The organism is Dorea acetigenes (assembly GCF_025567385.1).
Classification (GTDB): domain Bacteria; phylum Bacillota; class Clostridia; order Lachnospirales; family Lachnospiraceae; genus Claveliimonas; species Claveliimonas acetigenes.
In genome coordinates this window covers 52,752-71,739 of record NZ_JAOQJU010000003.1, presented here as the reverse complement: position 1 = coordinate 71,739, position 18,988 = coordinate 52,752, and the positions used below count along the sequence as shown (strand labels likewise).

16 protein-coding genes are annotated in these 18,988 nt (G+C 44.2%); 15 read left to right on the top strand and 1 reads right to left on the bottom strand.

The annotated features are described in order from the left end of the window. Nucleotides 1-108 precede the first annotated feature (108 nt). The 12 genes from rpsM to adhE all read left to right on the top strand — a co-directional run bounded on the left by rpsM (nt 109) and on the right by adhE (nt 13,825). Nucleotides 109-477, top strand: a complete 369-nt coding sequence (rpsM, locus tag OCV99_RS04745; protein ID WP_158368715.1) for a 30S ribosomal protein S13 — start codon at nt 109-111, stop codon at nt 475-477. A gap of 31 nt (nt 478-508) precedes the next feature. Beyond that, nucleotides 509-904 carry a 30S ribosomal protein S11 gene (rpsK, locus tag OCV99_RS04740; protein WP_049729986.1) on the top strand — a complete coding sequence of 132 codons (396 nt, stop codon included), beginning with the start codon at nt 509-511 and terminating at the stop codon, nt 902-904. Between the two features lie 64 nt (nt 905-968). After that, complete coding sequence (rpsD, locus tag OCV99_RS04735) at nt 969-1,562, top strand: 30S ribosomal protein S4 (protein WP_158368712.1); 594 nt, start codon at nt 969-971, stop codon at nt 1,560-1,562. A 59-nt stretch (nt 1,563-1,621) separates the two neighbouring features. Further along, entirely contained in the window at nt 1,622-2,581 is a 960-nt protein-coding gene (locus tag OCV99_RS04730; protein WP_158368710.1) for a DNA-directed RNA polymerase subunit alpha, read from the top strand. 164 nt (nt 2,582-2,745) lie between these two features. Further along, nucleotides 2,746-3,282, top strand: coding sequence for a bL17 family ribosomal protein (locus OCV99_RS18200; protein ID WP_158368708.1), 537 nt, complete (start codon nt 2,746-2,748; stop codon nt 3,280-3,282). A gap of 144 nt (nt 3,283-3,426) precedes the next feature. Continuing rightward, nucleotides 3,427-4,116, top strand: a complete 690-nt coding sequence (locus tag OCV99_RS04720) for an ABC transporter ATP-binding protein (RefSeq protein WP_158368706.1) — start codon at nt 3,427-3,429, stop codon at nt 4,114-4,116. Nucleotides 4,117-4,135: 19 nt separating this feature from the next. Next, nucleotides 4,136-5,737, top strand: a complete 1,602-nt coding sequence (locus tag OCV99_RS04715) for a permuted SH3 domain-containing protein (protein ID WP_158368704.1) — start codon at nt 4,136-4,138, stop codon at nt 5,735-5,737. 4 nt (nt 5,738-5,741) lie between these two features. After that, nucleotides 5,742-6,977, top strand: a complete 1,236-nt coding sequence (locus OCV99_RS04710) for an ABC transporter permease (protein WP_158368702.1) — start codon at nt 5,742-5,744, stop codon at nt 6,975-6,977. 17 nt (nt 6,978-6,994) lie between these two features. Then, nucleotides 6,995-7,381, top strand: coding sequence for a hypothetical protein (locus OCV99_RS04705; protein WP_158368701.1), 387 nt, complete (start codon nt 6,995-6,997; stop codon nt 7,379-7,381). A gap of 129 nt (nt 7,382-7,510) precedes the next feature. Then, nucleotides 7,511-9,343, top strand: a complete 1,833-nt coding sequence (locus tag OCV99_RS04700; protein WP_158368699.1) for an NAD(P)-binding protein — start codon at nt 7,511-7,513, stop codon at nt 9,341-9,343. Continuing rightward, nucleotides 9,337-11,094 (top strand): [FeFe] hydrogenase, group A, encoded by a 1,758-nt coding sequence (locus tag OCV99_RS04695; protein ID WP_158368697.1) that lies wholly within the window; start codon nt 9,337-9,339, stop codon nt 11,092-11,094. Before OCV99_RS04700 ends, OCV99_RS04695 begins: the two co-directional genes overlap by 7 nt. 115 nt (nt 11,095-11,209) lie before the next feature. After that, a complete protein-coding gene (gene adhE, locus OCV99_RS04690) occupies nt 11,210-13,825 on the top strand; it encodes a bifunctional acetaldehyde-CoA/alcohol dehydrogenase (RefSeq protein WP_158368695.1) in 2,616 nt (871 codons plus the stop codon). A 90-nt stretch (nt 13,826-13,915) separates the two neighbouring features. Here the strand turns inward: adhE and OCV99_RS04685 are convergent, their stop codons facing one another. Beyond that, nucleotides 13,916-14,812 carry a LysR family transcriptional regulator gene (locus OCV99_RS04685; protein WP_158368693.1) on the bottom strand — a complete coding sequence of 299 codons (897 nt, stop codon included), beginning with the start codon at nt 14,810-14,812 and terminating at the stop codon, nt 13,916-13,918. A 318-nt stretch (nt 14,813-15,130) separates the two neighbouring features. Between OCV99_RS04685 and OCV99_RS04680 the strand changes: the two genes are divergently transcribed. From OCV99_RS04680 to OCV99_RS04670, 3 genes are read left to right on the top strand one after another with little or no spacing between them, the layout of a single operon-like run. Further along, a complete protein-coding gene (locus tag OCV99_RS04680) occupies nt 15,131-16,195 on the top strand; it encodes a 2,5-dihydroxypyridine 5,6-dioxygenase NicX family protein (RefSeq protein WP_158368691.1) in 1,065 nt (354 codons plus the stop codon). Nucleotides 16,196-16,206: 11 nt separating this feature from the next. Then, nucleotides 16,207-17,271, top strand: a complete 1,065-nt coding sequence (locus tag OCV99_RS04675) for a 2,5-dihydroxypyridine 5,6-dioxygenase NicX family protein (RefSeq protein WP_158368689.1) — start codon at nt 16,207-16,209, stop codon at nt 17,269-17,271. 24 nt (nt 17,272-17,295) lie between these two features. Next, nucleotides 17,296-18,984: an OPT/YSL family transporter gene (locus OCV99_RS04670; RefSeq protein WP_262574884.1), complete on the top strand. Its 1,689-nt coding sequence runs from the start codon at nt 17,296-17,298 to the stop codon at nt 18,982-18,984. Nucleotides 18,985-18,988 lie beyond the last annotated feature (4 nt).

Here is an 18,988-nt window from a genome sequence, read left to right as displayed (position 1 = left end):
TAGAAGATGCGGTGGCCGGAAAGGGTGTGAATACCGAACACGCCTGGGTGAAGCGGGAGCGGAACCCCTATGAAAGACAATGAATGAAAGAAAATGGAGGAAAATCACATGGCTCGTATTGCAGGTGTAGACTTACCAAGAGACAAACGTGTTGAAATCGGATTGACTTATATCTACGGAATTGGCAGAACAAGTGCAAACCGTATTTTGGCAGAAGCAGGAGTAAATCCTGATATCCGCTGCAGAGATTTAACAGATGAAGATGTTAAGAAGATCAGCGCGGTAATTGATGAAACACAGGTTGTTGAAGGTGATCTCCGTAGAGAGATTGCGCTCAACATCAAGAGGTTGCAGGAGATTGGATGCTATAGAGGTATCCGTCACAGAAAAGGACTTCCGGTTCGTGGTCAGAAAACAAAGACTAATGCAAGAACAAGAAAAGGTCCGAAGAGAACAGTAGCAAATAAAAAGAAATAAATTAAAGAGGAAAGCGTAGGTTAGTTTTATTATGGCAAAGAAAGTTACAAAGAAAGTGACAAAAAAACGTGTCAAGAAAAACGTTGAACACGGACAGGCACACATCCAGTCATCTTTTAACAACACAATTGTTACGTTGACAGATGCACAGGGAAATGCTCTTTCATGGGCAAGTGCAGGCGGTCTGGGATTTAGAGGTTCAAGGAAATCTACCCCTTATGCAGCACAGATGGCAGCTGAGACAGCAGCTAAGGCGGCATTGGTACATGGACTGAAATCCGTAGATGTTATGGTTAAGGGACCAGGTTCAGGAAGAGAAGCGGCAATTCGTGCTCTTCAGGCATGCGGAATTGATGTGACAAGCATTAAGGATGTTACACCGGTGCCACACAACGGATGCCGTCCGCCGAAACGCAGAAGAGTGTAGTCGTAGAGCGTTTCATGAAAGCAAGCTGATAATTATCCAATAATTTTAGGAGGAAATAAAGAACATGGCAGTAAATAGAGTTCCGGTTCTTAAAAGATGTCGTTCACTTGGAATGGACCCAGTCTATTTAGGAATTGATAAAAAATCTAACAGACAGTTAAAAAGAGCCAATAGAAAAATGAGCGAGTATGGTCTTCAGCTGCGTGAAAAGCAGAAAGCTAAATTTATCTATGGCGTATTAGAGAAGCCTTTCAGAAATTATTATAAAAAAGCAAAACAGATGAACGGTATGACAGGTACGAATCTGATGGTTATTTTGGAGTCAAGATTGGACAATGTCGTATTCCGTATGGGACTTGCAAGAACACGCCGTGAGGCAAGACAGATTGTTGACCATAAACATGTACTTGTAAATGGTAAACAGGTAAATATCCCATCTTATCTTGTAAAAGCTGGTGATGTAATTGAAATCAAAGAGAAGTGCAAAGACTCCCAGAGATACAAAGACATTCTGGAAGTAACAGGCGGACGTATGGTTCCGGCATGGATTGAAGTAGATGCAGAGAACTTAAAAGGTACTGTAAAAGAGCTTCCGTCCCGTGACGAAATTGATGTTCCTGTTGATGAAATGTTGATTGTCGAATTATATTCTAAATAAATAAGATTTAGATAATTAACCCTCGATAAACCGAATAACCCAGAAGGAGGGACTGTATAGTGTTTGATTTTAATAAACCAAATATAGAAATAACTGAAATTTCAGAAGACAAGAGACATGGGAGATTTGTTGTAGAACCTTTGGAAAGAGGCTACGGAACAACACTTGGAAATTCTCTGAGAAGAATCATGCTTTCTTCACTTCCGGGAGCTGCGATCAGCCAGGTGAAGATTGATGGAGTACTGCATGAGTTCAGTTCTATTCCGGGTGTCAAAGAAGATGTTACAGAGATCATCATGAACCTGAAATCACTGGCTATCAAGAACACGTCTGATACAGATGAACCGAAGACGGCTTATATTGAGTTTGAAGGCGAAGGTGTTGTGACTGGGGCAGATATTCAGGTGGATTCGGATATTGAGATTATGAATCCGGAGACTGTTATCGCTACGTTGAATGGCGGCGCTGACAGTAAGTTATATATGGAGCTTACAATTACGAAGGGCAGAGGTTATGTAAGTGCCGATAAGAACAAGAACGAAGAATTGCCGATAGCAGTGATTCCGATTGATTCTATTTATACTCCGGTAGAGCGCGTGAACCTTACAGTAGAGAATACACGTGTTGGACAGATCACAGACTTTGATAAACTGACGCTGGATGTGTGGACAAACGCAACATTAGCGCCGGATGAAGCTGTCAGTCTGGCAGCGAAAGTACTTAGCGAGCATCTGAAATTATTCATTGATTTATCAGAAGTTGCACAGGCAGCCGAGGTAATGATTGAAAAAGAAGATGACGAGAAAGAAAAAGTGCTTGAGATGAGTATTGACGAGCTGGAATTGTCTGTTCGCTCTTATAACTGCCTGAAGAGAGCGGGAATCAATACGGTTGAAGAATTGACTAACAGAACTCCGGAAGATATGATGAAAGTTCGTAATCTTGGCCGTAAATCTCTGGAAGAGGTTTTGGCGAAATTAAAAGAGCTTGGCTTAGAACTAAGCCAGGGAGAGGAGTAGAGCGGACGAAGTCCGCGATGCCGATTGAACTGCTAATGTTCAAGCGGCTTCCACTAATCGTAGCGAAAACGAGCCGTCAGTAAGTCCGAAGATGCATGACGGCAGCATTTGGCTAGTAAGCCCGAAGATGCGTAACCAGATGTTAGAATATGGAGGATATGAAAATGGCAAAGTATAGAAAGCTTGGCAGAACAGCAAGCCAGAGAAAAGCATTGTTAAGAAACCAGGTAACAGCTCTGATTAACAATGGAAAAATCAGAACAACTGAGGCAAAAGCAAAGGAAATCCGCAAGATTGCAGAAGGTCTGATTGCCTTGGCTGTAAAAGAGAAAGATAACTATGAAGAGGTTACTGTTAAAGCAAAGGTTGCCCGGAAAGACAAAGACGGCAAGAGAGTGAAAGAAGTTGTAGATGGTAAGAAAGTTACCGTATATGACGAAGTTGACAAGACAATTAAGAAAGATAAGCCGTCCAGACTTCATGCAAGAAGACAGATGCTGAAAGTTCTTTATCCGGTAAAGGATGTTCCGACAGAAGCAGCAGGAAGAAAGAAAAATACAAAAGAAGTTGATCTTGTTGCGAAACTGTTTGATGAAATTGCTCCAAAGTATGCAGACCGCAGCGGTGGTTATACAAGAATTGTAAAGATTGGCCAGCGTAAAGGTGATGCAGCTATGGAAGTTCTGATTGAGCTTGTATAAAAGAGATTAAGTGTGACGCACTCTGAGAAATCAGGGTGCGTTTTTTTTAAGCGGTTCTTGCTTTTATATGGAAACAGTGCTATTATTGTACTAGTTAAGCAATACAATAATATAGCGTTACAAATGAATGAAGGGAAGGGGAAGATGGGTGAATTAATTAAGATTGAAGATGTGTATAAGATATACAATCCGGGAGAGAATGAGGTTCATGCTTTGGATGGAATCAGTCTGACGATTGAAGAAGGAGAATTTGTGGCGATTATCGGCCATTCCGGTTCGGGAAAGTCTACTTTTATGAATATGCTGGGGTGTTTGGATGTTCCTACTTCCGGGAAATATTATCTTCAGGGAAAAGATGTTTCTGCTTTGAATGACAACCAGCTTTCTGATATTCGCAACAGGCAGATTGGTTTCATTTTTCAGGGGTTTAATTTGATTTCTAATATAGATGCATTAGGCAATGTGGAGCTTCCTCTTATTTACCGGGGAGTGGATAGGAAGACCCGTCGGGAGATGGCGCGGGAAGCCCTGGAGATGGTAGGGCTTGGCGAGCGTATGCATCATAAACCGGCTGAGATGTCCGGCGGTCAGCAGCAACGGACGGCGGTGGCGAGAGCGATTGCGGCAAAACCATCGATTATACTTGCTGATGAGCCGACCGGTAATCTGGATTCTAATTCCACAAAAGAGATTATGGGGATTTTGTTGAAACTGCATTTGTCGGGAAGGACGGTAATCGTGATTACTCATGACCCGGAGATAGCGGAACAGGCAAAAAGAGTCATCCGTATCAGTGACGGGAAGATAGAGGCGGATTACCGGAATAAAGAATAGTTATCTGAGGAGGGAGAAAATGTTTAAAAAGAGTAAAGAATCCGTGGAGGATAAGAAGAATAAGAAGGAAGAACGAATAACAGAGAGGAAGCCAAAAAAGAAATTGCCGGGGTGGGTTATTCTTCCAATCCTGGCGGTGATTTGTCTGCTCTTCTTCGGTGTTTCTCAATTGGCCGGCGCTTCCGAAGAAGAACAGCTTCATGTGACACAAGCACAGCGAGAAGACATCCGTCAGGTTTATCATACGTCTGGAATTGTGGAGAGTGAAAAAACAAAAGTCTTTTATTCGCCGGTAAATGCACCGGTGGAGAACAATTATGTAAAAGTAGGAAGTACGGTGAAGGCAGGAGACATACTGGTGACATTTGATACAACGAATCTGGAAAGGGATAATGAACAGTCCCAGCTCAATATTCAGTCAGCGCGATACTCGAATCAGGATACAATTGCCCAGAGTGAACGAGCGGCCGCCAGTGCAGCGCAGGCAGAACAACAAGCAGCAGCATCTGTTCAGAGCCTGGAGAATCAGATTGCTGCCAAAGAGGCGGAATTGAATGAATTGTATGCACAGGCAGAAGCCGAAGCGGCACAGGCAGAGCAGAATCAGACGGAAATCACCAATCTGCAGTCTCAGATCGCCCAACTTGATGAGGCGCTGAACGAGAATGAGAAAAACCAGATAGATGTACAGACCAAGATAGAAACGGCTGTTTCGGAGGAAGAGAAGAATACTTGTCGGAATTTACTGGGAGAACTGGAAAAGGAGCATCTTGACTTGTCGAATGCAAAAGCAGGAAAGGAAAATGAACTTTCCGGGAAGTTAAATACTTCTGCTTCTGAGACGGCACAACTGATTCAGGCCGGTGAGCAGGAACTGGAAGCTTTGAAATCCAGCCTTACATCGGCGGAGGGCAGTGCCCAGACGGGAGTAAGTACCGGGCTTACTGATGCGCAGCGGAAAAATATGCAGGTTTCTGAGAATCTTGCGGAACTTGCGGGACTTAGCACAGAGGAGCTGCTGGCAAAAGGAAAAGAAGGAGTCAGGGCAGAATTTGACGGAGTTATTGCTGATACGAAGCTGGATGCGTCTGGCATGGTCGTTCAGGGAGGTGAGCTATTTACTCTGGCGAGCACGAAAGAAGTGTGTGTAAAGCTGGAAGTATCCGCCAATGATTTTGATAATCTTGTGATTGGAAGCAGCGCAGATATTAAAATCGGGCAGTATTCTTATCAGGGGACGTTAAAGTCGGTGAATAAAATTGCGGTTCTTAATCAAAAAGGAAATCCTGTTATTGGTGCAGAGATCCATGTTGATAATCCGGATGAAAATATCTGTATTGGAGTCAGCGCTAAAGTAGAACTGGCGGTTGCGGATAAGGAGATGGTTCTTTGCATACCATCTGAAGTGGTGAATACTTCGGCGGATGGAGATTTTGTATATGTGCTTCGGGATGGGATCGTAGAAAAGCAGGAAATTGAATTAGGAATTGCGTCAGATAGCAAGGTTGAAGTTGTAAAAGGACTTCAGGAGGGTGATAAAGTTGTGTCAGATACTTCCGATAACATCAGAGAGGGAATGAAAGCGTCTGCCATTATAGAAGAAGCGGTATCTGAGGAGTAGAAGAATGGGACAATTTGGTGAATACATAAAAATGGCTCTTTATAATATCAAAGAGAATAAAGGAAGATCTTTTCTTACCATGCTTGGAATCATCATCGGAATTGCTTCGGTTATTACGATTGTATCAATTGGAAATGGATTGAAAGCGGACGTGATGGCAACTGGTGAAGTAAAAAGCGTTACGGTGATGGTGGATTTGGAAGAAACGACAAATACGGAGTTGATTACGTGGCAGGATATACAGGTATTAAAAGAAAGCTTAGAAGACCGCGTGACAGGCATTGTATCTATTTCACAGGTGATTGGTAAGGTGGAGACAAGAAAAGGAAGTTTTGATGCTTACGTAACGCTTACAACGCCGGATGAAGAAAATGATCCTTTACAGAAGCCGGTGATAAGGGGTACTTATTTTACAGAGGATGATGTGCAAAACGGTGTTCCAGACTGTGTCCTGGATAAGGCGAGCGCTCTTTACCTTTTTGGAACGACGGATATTATAGGCATGGATCTTGACCTGGAAATTGAAAACAGTATTCAGACCCTGCGTGTGAAAGGCATCCGCGATGGTGATGCAGAGGAAATGGCGGCAAATGAAGAAGCGATGGAGATGTTTGGAATGCAGATGCCGGTATTCTTAGAGCTTCCCTATACAGTGTCAGAAAACTGGGGGGAGCAGCCGGGGAATTTTTCCGCTATTACGCTTTATCTGGCGGAAGGACAGGACGAAAACGCGGCGGCAAAAGCGGCAGTCCGGATATTAAACTCCCGGCATTTAAATGATGGAGAAAATCTATTTACAAAGCAGCAGTCAACGGATATGCTGAATATGATGGGGACCATTCTGGATGGAGTAACAGCGTTTATTGCCTTCGTGGCAGGAATTTCCCTGCTGGTAGGAGGAATAGGCGTCATGAATATTATGCTGGTATCCGTCACGGAACGTACCAGAGAAATTGGGATTCGTAAAGCTCTGGGAGCAAAAACCTCATCCATTATTGCACAGTTCTTGTGTGAATCAGCCATTATATCCGGGATAGGAGGGGTGATAGGTATTTTGGCAGGAGCGGGCATTTCCGGGCTGGTGACCGCTCTGGAGATAGGAGGTTTGTCAGCAAAGCTGTCTCCGGCCGCAATTATCCTGACTACATGTTTTTCATGTGGAATCGGAATTGTTTTTGGCATATATCCTGCCAGAAAAGCGGCTAAAATGAGTCCGATAGAAGCGTTAAGGCAATTATAGACAAGGAGGAAAAGAGTATGTTTAAACCCAAAATGTTACTGAAAGTTGTGTCTGTTATTTTAATTATTGCAGGTGTTTTAGGATTAATATCCACGGTTATCAGCTATGTGATGATTCCGCAGATGGGAGAAATCCCGGGAGTGGATATGAGTATCCTGGAAGAGGCGTTCACACCGCTGAATCTGATTCTGTCGGTTATCAGCAGTATCAGCTGCGTTTGTGCAGGTATTTTTGGAATCAGCGGCAAGTCTGCAAAATGGGCATCTGTATTTGCAGGAATTTGGACGGTAATATTGATCATATCTACGGTACAGGGAATCGTAAATGGGACATTTACATTTCTTGTTGTGTTAGATTATCTGCTCCCGGCATTATATTGGTGGGGACTTTACCAGTCAAAATAAATGTTAAAATAATGACTATGCTGTTAAATAATCTACTTATAGAAAATCTGATTACATCCGGTTAATTTAGTGATATAATGAATAAACCTGATACAGAAGCAGAATTTTTCAAAAAGAGAGGTAAAAAAGATGAGTAGATTAGAAATTGCTTCTCCGAACAGGGCTAAGATTGTAATGGAGGGACTTTACAAAGACCTTGAGCGGAGAATCGAGTCGAGTCCACCGGGCTTATGCCCGGTGGATATGGCGCGTGCATTTTTGGAGCTGTGTCACGCGCAGACCTGCGGCAAATGCGTCCCGTGCCGAATCGGGCTGGGACAGCTGAACCATTTTATCAAGGATGTGCTGGATGGAAAGGCGACAATGGAGACGCTGGATATTATGGAAGAGACAGCACTTTCTATTATGGAATCTGCCGATTGTGCCATTGGGTATGAGGCTGCCCATATGGTGTATAAGGGGTTGGTTGGATATCGGGATGATTATATCGAGCACATCAAGAACGGACGTTGTACTTGTACATATAATCAGCCGGTGCCATGTGTGGCATTATGCCCGGCTCATGTGGATATTCCGGGATATGTTGCCCTGGTTGGGGAGGGCAGATATGCCGATGCAATCCGTCTGATAAGGAAGGACAATCCCTTCCCTACAACCTGTGGATTTATTTGTGAGCATCCCTGTGAGGCGAGATGCCGCAGGAATATGGTGGATGATTCTGTCAATATCCGTGGTTTGAAGCGTGTGGCGGCTGATTTTGCGGGTGAGGTGGAACCTCCGGCATGTGCGCCGAGCACAGGCAAAAAGGTTGCTGTCCTGGGAGGCGGTCCCGGAGGACTTAGTGCGGCTTATTATCTGCAGCTTATGGGACATCAAACAACCGTGTTTGAGATGCTTCCGAAGCTTGGAGGAATGCTTCGGTACGGCATCCCGAATTACCGTCTTCCCAAAGAACGTCTGGATGAGGACATTAACAGTATTCTGAAAACGGGCGTGGAGGTGAAGTACGGTCTTAAGATTGGGCAGGACATCAGCATTCAGAAGCTGCGGGAGCAGTATGATGCTGTGCTGATTACCATTGGGGCGAGCACAGATAAGAAGCTTGGCCTGGAAGGCGAGGATGCAGATGGCGTATTGTCGGCAGTGCAGTTCCTGCGGAATGTCGGGAAAAATGAGATTATGGATCTTACCGGTAAGGAAGTTGCGGTTATTGGCGGTGGTAATGTGTCTATGGATGCTGTTCGTACAGCAAAACGTCTTGGGGCGAAGAAGGTAAGCATCGTATACAGAAGGCGAGTGGCAGATATGACCGCACTTGCGGGAGAAATCGAGGGAGCTGTGGCGGAAGGCATTGAGCTGCAGACCTTGAAGGCACCATCGGCTCTGGATATTGATGAAAACAACCATATCAAAGGAATCTATGTGACTCCACAGATGGTAAGTGCGATTAAAGATGGACGTGCAAGCATCAAGCCTACCGGAGAAGAGGATGTGTATATTCCGTGTGATATTCTGGTGGTGGCAATCGGGCAGAATATTGAGACACGCCATTTTGAAGAGGCGGGTATTCCGGTATCCCGCGGTAAAATTCTGACAAAAAGCAGTGGTACATTTGAAAACATGCCGGGAGTATTTGCAGGCGGAGACTGCGCAAGCGGTCCGGCATCTGTAATTAAGGCAATTGCAGCGGCTAAGGTAGTAGCTGCCAATATAGATGAATATTTGGGATATCACCATGAGATTTCCTGCGACGTGGAAATTCCGAAAGCTAATTTGGATGACAGGACTCCTTGCGGACGTGTGAATCTGACAGAAAGAGAAGCCTGTGAGAGGATATGCGACTTTGAAGGGGTAGAAAATTGTATGACAGAGAAAGAGGCAAAGCAGGAGGCATCCAGATGCCTGCGCTGCGATCACTTTGGATACGGAATATTTAAAGGAGGCAGAGAAAAATTATGGTAAATATTACGATTGATGGAAAACAGATTTCGGTAAGCGAAAATACCACGATTATGGAAGCCGCCAAAGCAAATGGAATTCCGATTCCCAAGCTTTGCTATCTGAAAGGGATTAATGAAATCGCGGCCTGTCGTGTGTGCGTGGTGGAGCTGGAAGGAAAAGAGAAGTTGATTACTTCTTGTAATAATGTGGCGGAAGAAGGAATGGTAATTTATACCAACAGCCCGAAAGTGCGTAAGCACAGAAGGACAACGGTGGAATTGATCTTATCCCAGCATGACTGCCAGTGTGTGACCTGTCCGAGAAGCGGGAACTGCAGCCTGCAGAAGATTTCCAATGACCTGAATATTTTGGAGATTCCGTTTAAACAGGAGCTGGAGCGTCAGAATTGGAACCGCAAGTTTCCGTTGATTCGTGATTCTGTAAAGTGTATCAAATGTATGCGCTGTGTTCAGGTGTGTGATAAGGTTCAAAGCCTTGGTGTCTGGGACGTAGAAGGTACAGGCTCCCGGACTACGGTTAATGTCTCCGGACACCGCACGATTGAATCGGCGGATTGTTCTCTCTGCGGCCAGTGCATTACCCACTGTCCGGTAGGAGCGCTTGCGGCGCGGGATGATACAGAGAAGGTCTGGGACGCGATCGCAGATAAAAATAAAGTAGTGGTGGCGCAGGTGGCGCCTGCCGTTCGTGCAGCCTGGGGAGAGGAGCTTGGGATTGAACCGAAGGACGCAACAGTAGGTAAGATCCTGGATTCCCTGAAACGGATGGGTGTGGATTATGTGTTTGATACTACATTTTCTGCGGATTTGACAATTATGGAAGAAGGCCATGAATTTGTGCAGCGGTTTACCGGCGGCGAGCTGAAGGAGCGCCCCATGTTCACCTCCTGCTGTCCGGGATGGATTCGTTTCATTAAGACACAGTTTCCACATTTGGTGAGATATCTTTCTTCTGCAAAATCACCGCAGCAGATGTTCGGCGCGGCGATGAAGACTTATTTTGCAGAAAAGATAGGCGTGGCGCCGGAAAATATTTATACTGTATCGGTGATGCCGTGTGTGGCGAAAAAAGGCGAGCGCGAGATGGAACTGTTCTATGGCGAGTATGCAGGGCATGATATTGATGCAGTAATTACCACGCGAGAGCTGGCAAAGATGATTCGCTCTGCTCATATCAGCCCGGATACTTTGAAGGATATTGAAAGTGACCGCCCGATGCAAGAGGGTACCGGAGCCGGAGTTATTTTCGGGGCAACCGGCGGTGTAATGGAGGCCGCTCTGCGTTCTGCATATTATATTATTAAGGGACAGAATCCTCCGGTAGACGCATTTACGGCTGTCAGAAGCCGGGGATTCAACGAGAATGATGGTGTGCAGGAGGCAAACTTCCAGATTAATGACATTACCATAAGGACAGCGGTTGTCAGTGGGCTTAGCAATGCGAGAGCGCTTCTGCAGAAAATCGAGCGTGGAGAAGTGCATTATGACTTTGTAGAGGTTATGGCATGTCCGGGCGGATGTGTCGGCGGCGGCGGACAGCCAATCCATGACGGCGAAGAGCGAGCATTCGAGCGTGGTAAGAATCTGTACTATTTGGACGATAACGCAAAGCTTCGTTTCTCCCATGAAAACCCGGATGTTCTGACGATGTACGAGGAGTACTTTGAGAGACCGATGTCTCATAAGGCACATATGCTGTTACATACAGAGCATGATGCGGAAGTTGTCAATTACGGAAAAGGGATGTGTTAAAAAATTCACATTATCGTTAAAAAAATGTCAAAAACATATTGACAAATAATTAACAAGCGGTTATACTAGGAGCCAAGATAAAGAAAACAACACATTTCTAGTGGAGGAAAACATTATGGCAAAGAAGAAAGAAGTAGTACCAGAGATTGTTGACAGCGTTGAGACTCTCGAAGCGAAGATGAAAGCGATGCGCGAGGCGCAGAAGATTTTCGCAACATATTCACAGGAGCAGGTGGATAAGATTTTCTTTGAAGCAGCCATGGCAGCCAATAAGATGCGAATTCCGTTGGCAAAGCAGGCAGTAGAAGAAACCGGCCGCGGCGTAGTGGAAGATAAGGTTATCAAGAATCACTATGCAGCAGAATATATTTACAATGCTTACAAAAATACGAAGACCTGTGGAGTTATTGAGGAAGATGCTGCATACGGAATTAAGAAGATTGCAGAGCCGATTGGTCTCGTGGCAGCAGTTATTCCGACGACAAATCCGACATCAACAGCAATCTTTAAGACATTGATTTGTCTGAAGACGAGAAATGCGATTATTATCAGTCCGCATCCGGCAGCAAAGGCATGTACAATTGCAGCAGCAAAGGTTGTTCTTGATGCGGCAGTTAAGGCAGGGGCACCGGAAGGAATCATTGGATGGATTGATACGCCTTCACTGGAACTTACCAATACAGTTATGAAGGATGCAGATATTATTCTTGCAACAGGCGGTCCCGGAATGGTTAAAGCTGCTTACTCTTCAGGAAAACCGGCACTTGGCGTTGGCGCTGGTAACACACCGGTTATTATTGATGATACGGCAGATGTAAAGATGGCAGTAAACTCTATCATCCATTCTAAGACATTTGATAACGGTATGATTTGTGCTTCCGAGCAGTCTGTAACTGTATTGGACAGCATTTATGATGAAGTAAAGAAAGAGTTTGCATATCGTGGCTGCTATTTCCTGAAAAAAGGTGAAGAACTTGATAAAGTCCGCAAGACTATTATTATCAATGGCGCTTTGAATAATAAGATTCCTGGAAAATCTGCATATGAGATTGCGAAGCTTGCAGGTGTAGAGGTTCCGGAGAATACAAAGATTCTGATTGGCGAGGTTGAGTCTGTAGATATTTCTGAAGAATTTGCTCATGAGAAGTTATCTCCGGTACTGGGAATGTACAGAGCGAAGACTTTTGATGAGGCGCTTGCTAAGGCAGAACAGCTTGTAGCTGACGGCGGATACGGTCATACTGCATCTCTGTATATCCATCCGGCAGAGAAGGAAAAGATTGCAAAACATGCAGCGGCAATGAAGACATGCCGTATTCTGATTAACACACCTTCTTCTCATGGTGGTATCGGTGACTTATATAACTTCAAGCTGGCTCCGTCTCTTACGCTTGGATGTGGTTCCTGGGGTGGAAACTCTGTATCTGAGAACGTGGGCGTAAAACACTTGATTAACATTAAGACTGTTGCAGAGAGGAGAGAAAACATGCTGTGGTTTAGAACACCTGAGAAGGTTTACTTTAAGAAAGGCTGTATGCCGGTAGCGCTTGATGAACTGGGAACAGTTATGCATAAGAAGAAAGCGTTTATCGTAACAGATACTTTCCTGTATAAGAATGGATACGTTGCTCCGATTGAAGAAAAATTGGATGAAATGGGAATTCAGCATACATGCTTCTATGAAGTTGCTCCGGACCCGACATTGCAGTGTGCAGAAAAAGGTGTGGATCAGATGAGAGCTTTTGAGCCTGACACGATTATCGCTCTTGGCGGCGGTTCGGCTATGGATGCTGCAAAGATTATGTGGGTAATGTACGAGCATCCGGAAGCAAACTTTGAAGATATGGCTATGGATTTCATGGATATCCGTAAGAGAGTATTTACCTTCCCTAAGATGGGCGAGAAAGCTTACTTCGTAGCAATTCCAACATCCTCCGGTACAGGTTCTGAGGTGACGCCGTTTGCAATCATCACTGATGCTGAGACTGGTGTAAAATGGCCGATTGCTGATTATGAATTGCTGCCGAATATGGCAATTGTAGACGTAGACAATATGATGACACAGCCAAAAGGACTGACAAGCGCTTCTGGTATTGATGTTATGACACATGCGATTGAGGCTTATGTATCTATCATGGCAACAGATTATACAGATGGTCTTGCTATGAAAGCTGTGAAGATGGTATTCGATTATCTGCCATCTGCATATGAAAACGGGGCAAATGATCCAGTTGCAAGAGAGAAGATGGCAAATGCATCCTGTATGGCAGGTATGGCTTTTGCAAATGCATTCCTTGGACTGAACCATTCTATGGCTCATAAACTGGGAGCATTCCATCACTTGCCGCATGGTGTTGCAAATGCAGTGCTTTTGACAGAGGTTATGAGATACAATGCAGCAGAAGTTCCGACTAAGATGGGAACCTTCTCACAGTATCAGTACCCACATGCACTTGCAAGATACGCAGAATTAGGACGTTTCGCAGGATGCCAGGGTGCAACCGATGAAGAAGTATTTGAAAACTTCCTTGCAAAATTGGAAGATCTGAAAGAAAAGATTGGCATTAAAAAATCCATCAAGGAATATGGTATTGACGAGCAGTATTTCCTGGATACATTGGATGATATGGTAGAGCAGGCATTCAATGACCAGTGTACCGGAGCAAATCCAAGATATCCGTTGATGAAAGAAATGAAAGACATTTATCTCAAATGCTATTATGGCAAATAGTTTTTCTCATAAGTTTTTCTCACAAAGAAGGGCGCCGCGAGTTTTATGCGGCGCCCTTTGTTGTCTTGAAAAATCCTTGTATAAAAAGATTCAATATTTCTGCTGTTTCAGACAGAACTGCAGGAAATCTTCGGTGGCAGGAGTCGTATGGACTGCCTGTGGAAAAATACAGAAAAAATCAATGGAATCATGCATTTCGGTTACATGGATTTCTGCAAGTTCTCCGCTGTTTAAGTATTCTTTAACAGCACACCGGTATAGAAAGGAAATGGCAAGGTCTTCTTTTAAATACTGGATAATGGAGTACATACTTCCGGCCTCAAAAGGAATATTGAATGTATCCAAATCATAACCCAGGCGTTGTAAGGAATCTTTGAGAATCTGATATGCATGGGAAGAACGATTCCTGTATACAATTTTTTCAGAAGTCAGCCGGGCCAGTGACACGTGTTTTCCTGCTAGTGGATGTCCGGGATTGCATACACAGCAAATAGGCTCGCTGCAGAATAGGCGACGTTCAAGCTCCGGACAGAAATCGATCTGGTCGGAAATCAGGAAATCAATAATCCCGTCGTGGAGCTGCTGTTCTAATTTTTTTGATGTTCCGATAAAGGAGCGAATCCGGCAGGTGGGTTCCTGGGCTGAATAAGCAGATATCAGACCCGGAAGGATAAATTCCCCTATAGTTGGATTGGAACCAATGGATATGACAGGAAGTTCATCTGCGTCGGAAATATTCTGGATATTCTGCAGGATAGCATTAGACAGAATATGAAGATGTGAAATTTCTTTCAGTAAATATTCTCCTTCTTTTGTCAGCGAAAATTGACGGTTTTGATAAACAATCAATTTCCTGTGGTAATATTGTTCCAGATACCGGATATGCTGTGAGACAGCAGGTTGCGTAATGTTCAGGTTTTTGGCCGTCTTGGTATAATTTTTGGTATGGCATAAATCTAGAAAAGTTAACAATCGAAAGTCAAGCATAATAACCTCCTTTGAAACAAGGATTACCAAGTATTATACAATTATAAAACAAATTGTTACTTTTTTATACCATAAATTCACTTTATAAATATATAAAAATATATAATTTGTAATCAGATAAAACATAGATTAAAATGAAAATAAGAAATACAATTTTAATAACAAGTCAGTGTATTTAGAAAAGTGAAGGTGCATTTCTGTCATTTGAAGATAAATAGTAGGAGGCGAGGTTGCTTTTTTGACAATCGCGCCTTTTTCTGTGAAGTAAATCAAAGATAGAGTGTATAGAAAGAAGTTACAGAAAAGGAGGAAGAGACTATGGAATTAAGATTAGGATTTGAACCGCGAGATGAGTATTTGGCGTATGAGACCTGGAAAGGAGCAATGGTGCTGTTAAGAGACGTTATGCTTGTAAAGCCCGGTGAAAACGTATTGGTGACAGGAGATACTTCCAGCGACAGGCGGGTAATGGAGGCTTTTTCAGCAGCAGCATATGCGTTGGATGCGATTCCGGTATGTATTACATATCCCACGGCGCCAGTGTCGTTACTTGATCCGCCAAAACCGATACAGGCGGCGGCAATGGAAGCAGACGTATGGTTTGAATGTGCTTATCAGACGGTTCAGCATACATTGTCTTGGCAGGCGGCGATTAAAAATGGTGTGCGCTATATGTGTTTGACGGGAATTGATGTGGACATGTTGACAAGATGCGTGGCAAATGTGGAATATGATGCGATGATAGAATTTGGAGAATATTTGAAGGCAACCATCGAAAAGGTTGATAAAATTGAAGTAAAAAGTGCGAACGGAACCAATCTTGTTGCCAGACAGAGTGGAAGAAAGGTCCGCCATTCGGGACAGCGGGGAACGATTAAGGGATATCCTTTTATGCTAGGAGGACAGATTAGCTGGTGTCCGTTAGAATCCACGATTAACGGGACGCTGGTGCTGGACGGAGCCCTTTGGCCGCCGGCGGATATCTGCATTCTGCAAGATAATATCAAGCTGACGCTCGAAAATGGTGTGGTTACCAATATTGAAGGCGGAAAGGATGCGGCACGTATGAAATCCTGGATTGAGTCTTACAATGATCCGGCGAGCTACCGCCTCGCGCATTATTCTCTTGGATTTAACCCGGGTGTTACGGCACCGACGGGAAGAATTGTGGAGGATGAACGAGTTTTCGGCGGCATTGAATTTGGTATTGGAAGCCAGGGAGCGGCAATTATGGGTGAAAAATGGGATGCGCCAAGCCATACGGATGGAACAATCTTAAAACCGACGCTTATTTTTGATGGGGTTGTATTTGAAGAAAATGGAGTCTATCTTGATGAAAAAGCAAGAGAATTGTGCCGTAGAATGAAAGTGGCCGGATATTAGGAGGTGGAAGGATGGAACTTCGTTTAGGATTTGAACCAATGAATGGATATTTGAAATATGAATTATACAAAGGTGCGATGAAATTAGTTGCGGATGTTATGCTTGCAAAACCCGGAGAAACGGTGCTGATTACAGCCGATACGTCGTCCGATATGCGGGTGGCAAATGCAATTGCGGCAGCAGCCCATGCGGTAGACGCAATCCCGGTATTAGCGGAGTATTCTACGGCAAAGGAAACCTGTATAGACCCGCCGGTACCGATACAGGCAGCAGCGTGTGAAGCTGATGTGTGGATTGAGCTGGCGGACAAGAATGTGCAGCATTGTCTGTCGTGGCAGAAGGCGTTATCCTGTGGCTGCCGTTATACCTGCCTGACGGGAATGGATGTGGATATGATTGTAAGATGCATTACCAATGTTGATTACGATCTGGTGATTAAAATGGGCGAGACTATGAAAGAGATTATTGAAAAAGCAAACACGGTTCAGATATTGAGTAAGAACGGTACAAATCTAACCGGTGAGATGCAGGGAAGAAAAGTCCGTCATTCTGGAAGAAGAGCGATTGAAAAAGGACAGTCCAATATGATGTGCGGGCAGATTAGTTGGAACTGCATGGAATCTACGATTAATGGCAAACTGGTATTTGACGGCGCACTTTGGCCGCCTGCAGAGATCGGACTGTTGAAAGCACCGGTATATCTAACGGTGGAAAATGGGGTAGTGACGAAAGTAGAAGGCGGCAGGGACGCAGATATTTTCCGTGAATGGCTGGCAAGCTATAATCATCCGGCGTCTTACCGAGTAGCACATTATTCTCTTGGATTTAATCCGGGAGTGATGGCTCCAACGGGAAGAATCGTGGAAGATGAACGAGTTTTTGGAGGCATTGAATTTGGAATCGGAAGCCAGGGAGCGTCTATTCTGGCTGAAAAGTGGGATGCGCCAAGCCATACGGATGGAACAATCCTGAAGCCCACGATTGTTCTTGATGGTGAAGTGTTTGAAGAGGATGGTGTTTATAAACATCCAAGAGTCAGAGAAATCTGCAGAGAGCTTGGTGTGGCAGGGTACTAACTGGATTCTAAGGGAGAGAAGCATATGACAGAAGAAAGAGGAAAATTAAAATTCAAAAATGATGAGGAATTGATAAATTATTATTGTTCAATGGAGCATCCAAAAACATTTAGCCCGGCAATTATGATCGTAATCTTCCTTACTTCTATTGTAGGGGCAATCATTGGCATGGAACTGATTGTAAGGTTTGGGCTTAGTACGAATTCATCCATTATCGGAGCGTTGATTGCGGTAATTATCGGAATGATTCCGCTGAAATTTACAAGGCAGTTTAAAAACATCCACACACAGAATATTATTGAGACCGGGATTTCCTGTGCTACTTTTGGGGCTGGAAATGTATTGATGGTATGTGTATCCGTTATCTGGGTATTTGACAGGCCGGAAATGTGTACGGGTATTTTAGTTGGCGGTGTGATTGCATTTTTAATTGACATTACCATGATGTACTGGATGTTTGACACACCGCTTATGGGAGCAAACGAGGCGTGGCCTATCGGAATTGCCACGGCAGAGACGATTCTTGCGGCGGCAGAGCTTGGTAAGAAAGCGGTTCTGTTAATAACTGGCATTGTTGCCGGAATTGCCGGAACCTATTTTGGGCTTCCGATGGATATTATTGGTGTCTGTGGACTGGGAAATATTGTTGCATTGACAGCATTCTGTATTGGTCTTATCTGTAATGGCTACTGGGAGAGCTGGTTTGGGTTCTCGCTGGGTACTTATTATGTTCCCCAGGGCGTAATGGTTGGCGCAGGTCTGGTTGCTTTGATACAGTCAGCGATTCTGATTCGTAAAAAATATAAGGAAAAAGGTGAGAAAAAGCAGGCTGAGGCGAAGCGTGTCAAGGCAGAGGAGGTACAGCCGGATGAATATGTTACTTCCAGATCTGCCGAAGATATGTCCAAGGCTCTGATAAAGGGGATGATTCTTTATACGATTGGAGCTATTGTAATGGCAGTTATCGGTGGGTTGGTTGCGGAAATGAGTATTCCGAAATTAATTATCTGGGTAATCTATGCTATGATTGCAGCGCTGGTATCTGAAATTCTGGTTGGTATTTCTGCAATGCATTCCGGGTATTTCCCGGCAATGGCTACGGTTATTATCTTTCTGGTTCTGGGAATGTTCATTGGGTTCCCACCGGAAGCGCTGGCATTTCTTGCAGGATACGCGGCATGTACAGGACCTGCATTTGCAGATATGGGATATGACCTGAAGACGGGGTGGATACTGAGAGGAAAAGGAAAGAACAAAGACTTTGAACTGGAAGGAAGAAAACAGCAGTATTTAGCAGAGCTTATGGGAGCTTGTGTTGCCATCGTTGCAGTATTTGTTTTCTATAAAGCATATTTTATGGAAGGGCGGATTCCGCCGGTAGCGACCGTTTATAAATCTACCATAGAAGCAGGAGTTGATGCGGCAGTCCTGCGCTATATCCTGATATTTGCGTGTCTGGGAGGCGTAATTCAGTTAATTAGCGGATTAAAGAGGCAGATTGGTATTATGTTTGCGGCAGGTTTGTTGATTACGAATCCAATTGCGGGCGTTGCGGGACTTATTTTCCTTGCAGTACGTTTCGGTATTGAGAAGATATTCGGCGAAGAAGGAACAAAGAATCTGAATGTACTGTCGGCCGGACTGATTGCAGGTTCTGCGCTGTTTTCCTTCTTTACAAATACATTTAAGTTGGTGAAGAAACCAACAGAATAGCAGA

Excerpts from the sequence above, each read along its gene's own strand:
- rpsM (WP_158368715.1), top strand. The coding sequence starts at position 109 with ATGGCTCGTATTGCAGGTGTAGACTTACCAAGAGACAAACGTGTTGAA.
- rpsK (WP_049729986.1), top strand. The coding sequence starts at position 509 with ATGGCAAAGAAAGTTACAAAGAAAGTGACAAAAAAACGTGTCAAGAAA.
- rpsD (WP_158368712.1), top strand. The coding sequence starts at position 969 with ATGGCAGTAAATAGAGTTCCGGTTCTTAAAAGATGTCGTTCACTTGGA.
- OCV99_RS18200 (WP_158368708.1), top strand. The coding sequence starts at position 2,746 with ATGGCAAAGTATAGAAAGCTTGGCAGAACAGCAAGCCAGAGAAAAGCA.
- OCV99_RS04720 (WP_158368706.1), top strand. The coding sequence starts at position 3,427 with ATGGGTGAATTAATTAAGATTGAAGATGTGTATAAGATATACAATCCG.
- OCV99_RS04715 (WP_158368704.1), top strand. The coding sequence starts at position 4,136 with ATGTTTAAAAAGAGTAAAGAATCCGTGGAGGATAAGAAGAATAAGAAG.
- OCV99_RS04710 (WP_158368702.1), top strand. The coding sequence starts at position 5,742 with ATGGGACAATTTGGTGAATACATAAAAATGGCTCTTTATAATATCAAA.
- OCV99_RS04705 (WP_158368701.1), top strand. The coding sequence starts at position 6,995 with ATGTTTAAACCCAAAATGTTACTGAAAGTTGTGTCTGTTATTTTAATT.
- OCV99_RS04700 (WP_158368699.1), top strand. The coding sequence starts at position 7,511 with ATGAGTAGATTAGAAATTGCTTCTCCGAACAGGGCTAAGATTGTAATG.
- OCV99_RS04695 (WP_158368697.1), top strand. The coding sequence starts at position 9,337 with ATGGTAAATATTACGATTGATGGAAAACAGATTTCGGTAAGCGAAAAT.
- adhE (WP_158368695.1), top strand. The coding sequence starts at position 11,210 with ATGGCAAAGAAGAAAGAAGTAGTACCAGAGATTGTTGACAGCGTTGAG.
- OCV99_RS04685 (WP_158368693.1), bottom strand. The coding sequence starts at position 14,812 with ATGCTTGACTTTCGATTGTTAACTTTTCTAGATTTATGCCATACCAAA.
- OCV99_RS04680 (WP_158368691.1), top strand. The coding sequence starts at position 15,131 with ATGGAATTAAGATTAGGATTTGAACCGCGAGATGAGTATTTGGCGTAT.
- OCV99_RS04675 (WP_158368689.1), top strand. The coding sequence starts at position 16,207 with ATGGAACTTCGTTTAGGATTTGAACCAATGAATGGATATTTGAAATAT.
- OCV99_RS04670 (WP_262574884.1), top strand. The coding sequence starts at position 17,296 with ATGACAGAAGAAAGAGGAAAATTAAAATTCAAAAATGATGAGGAATTG.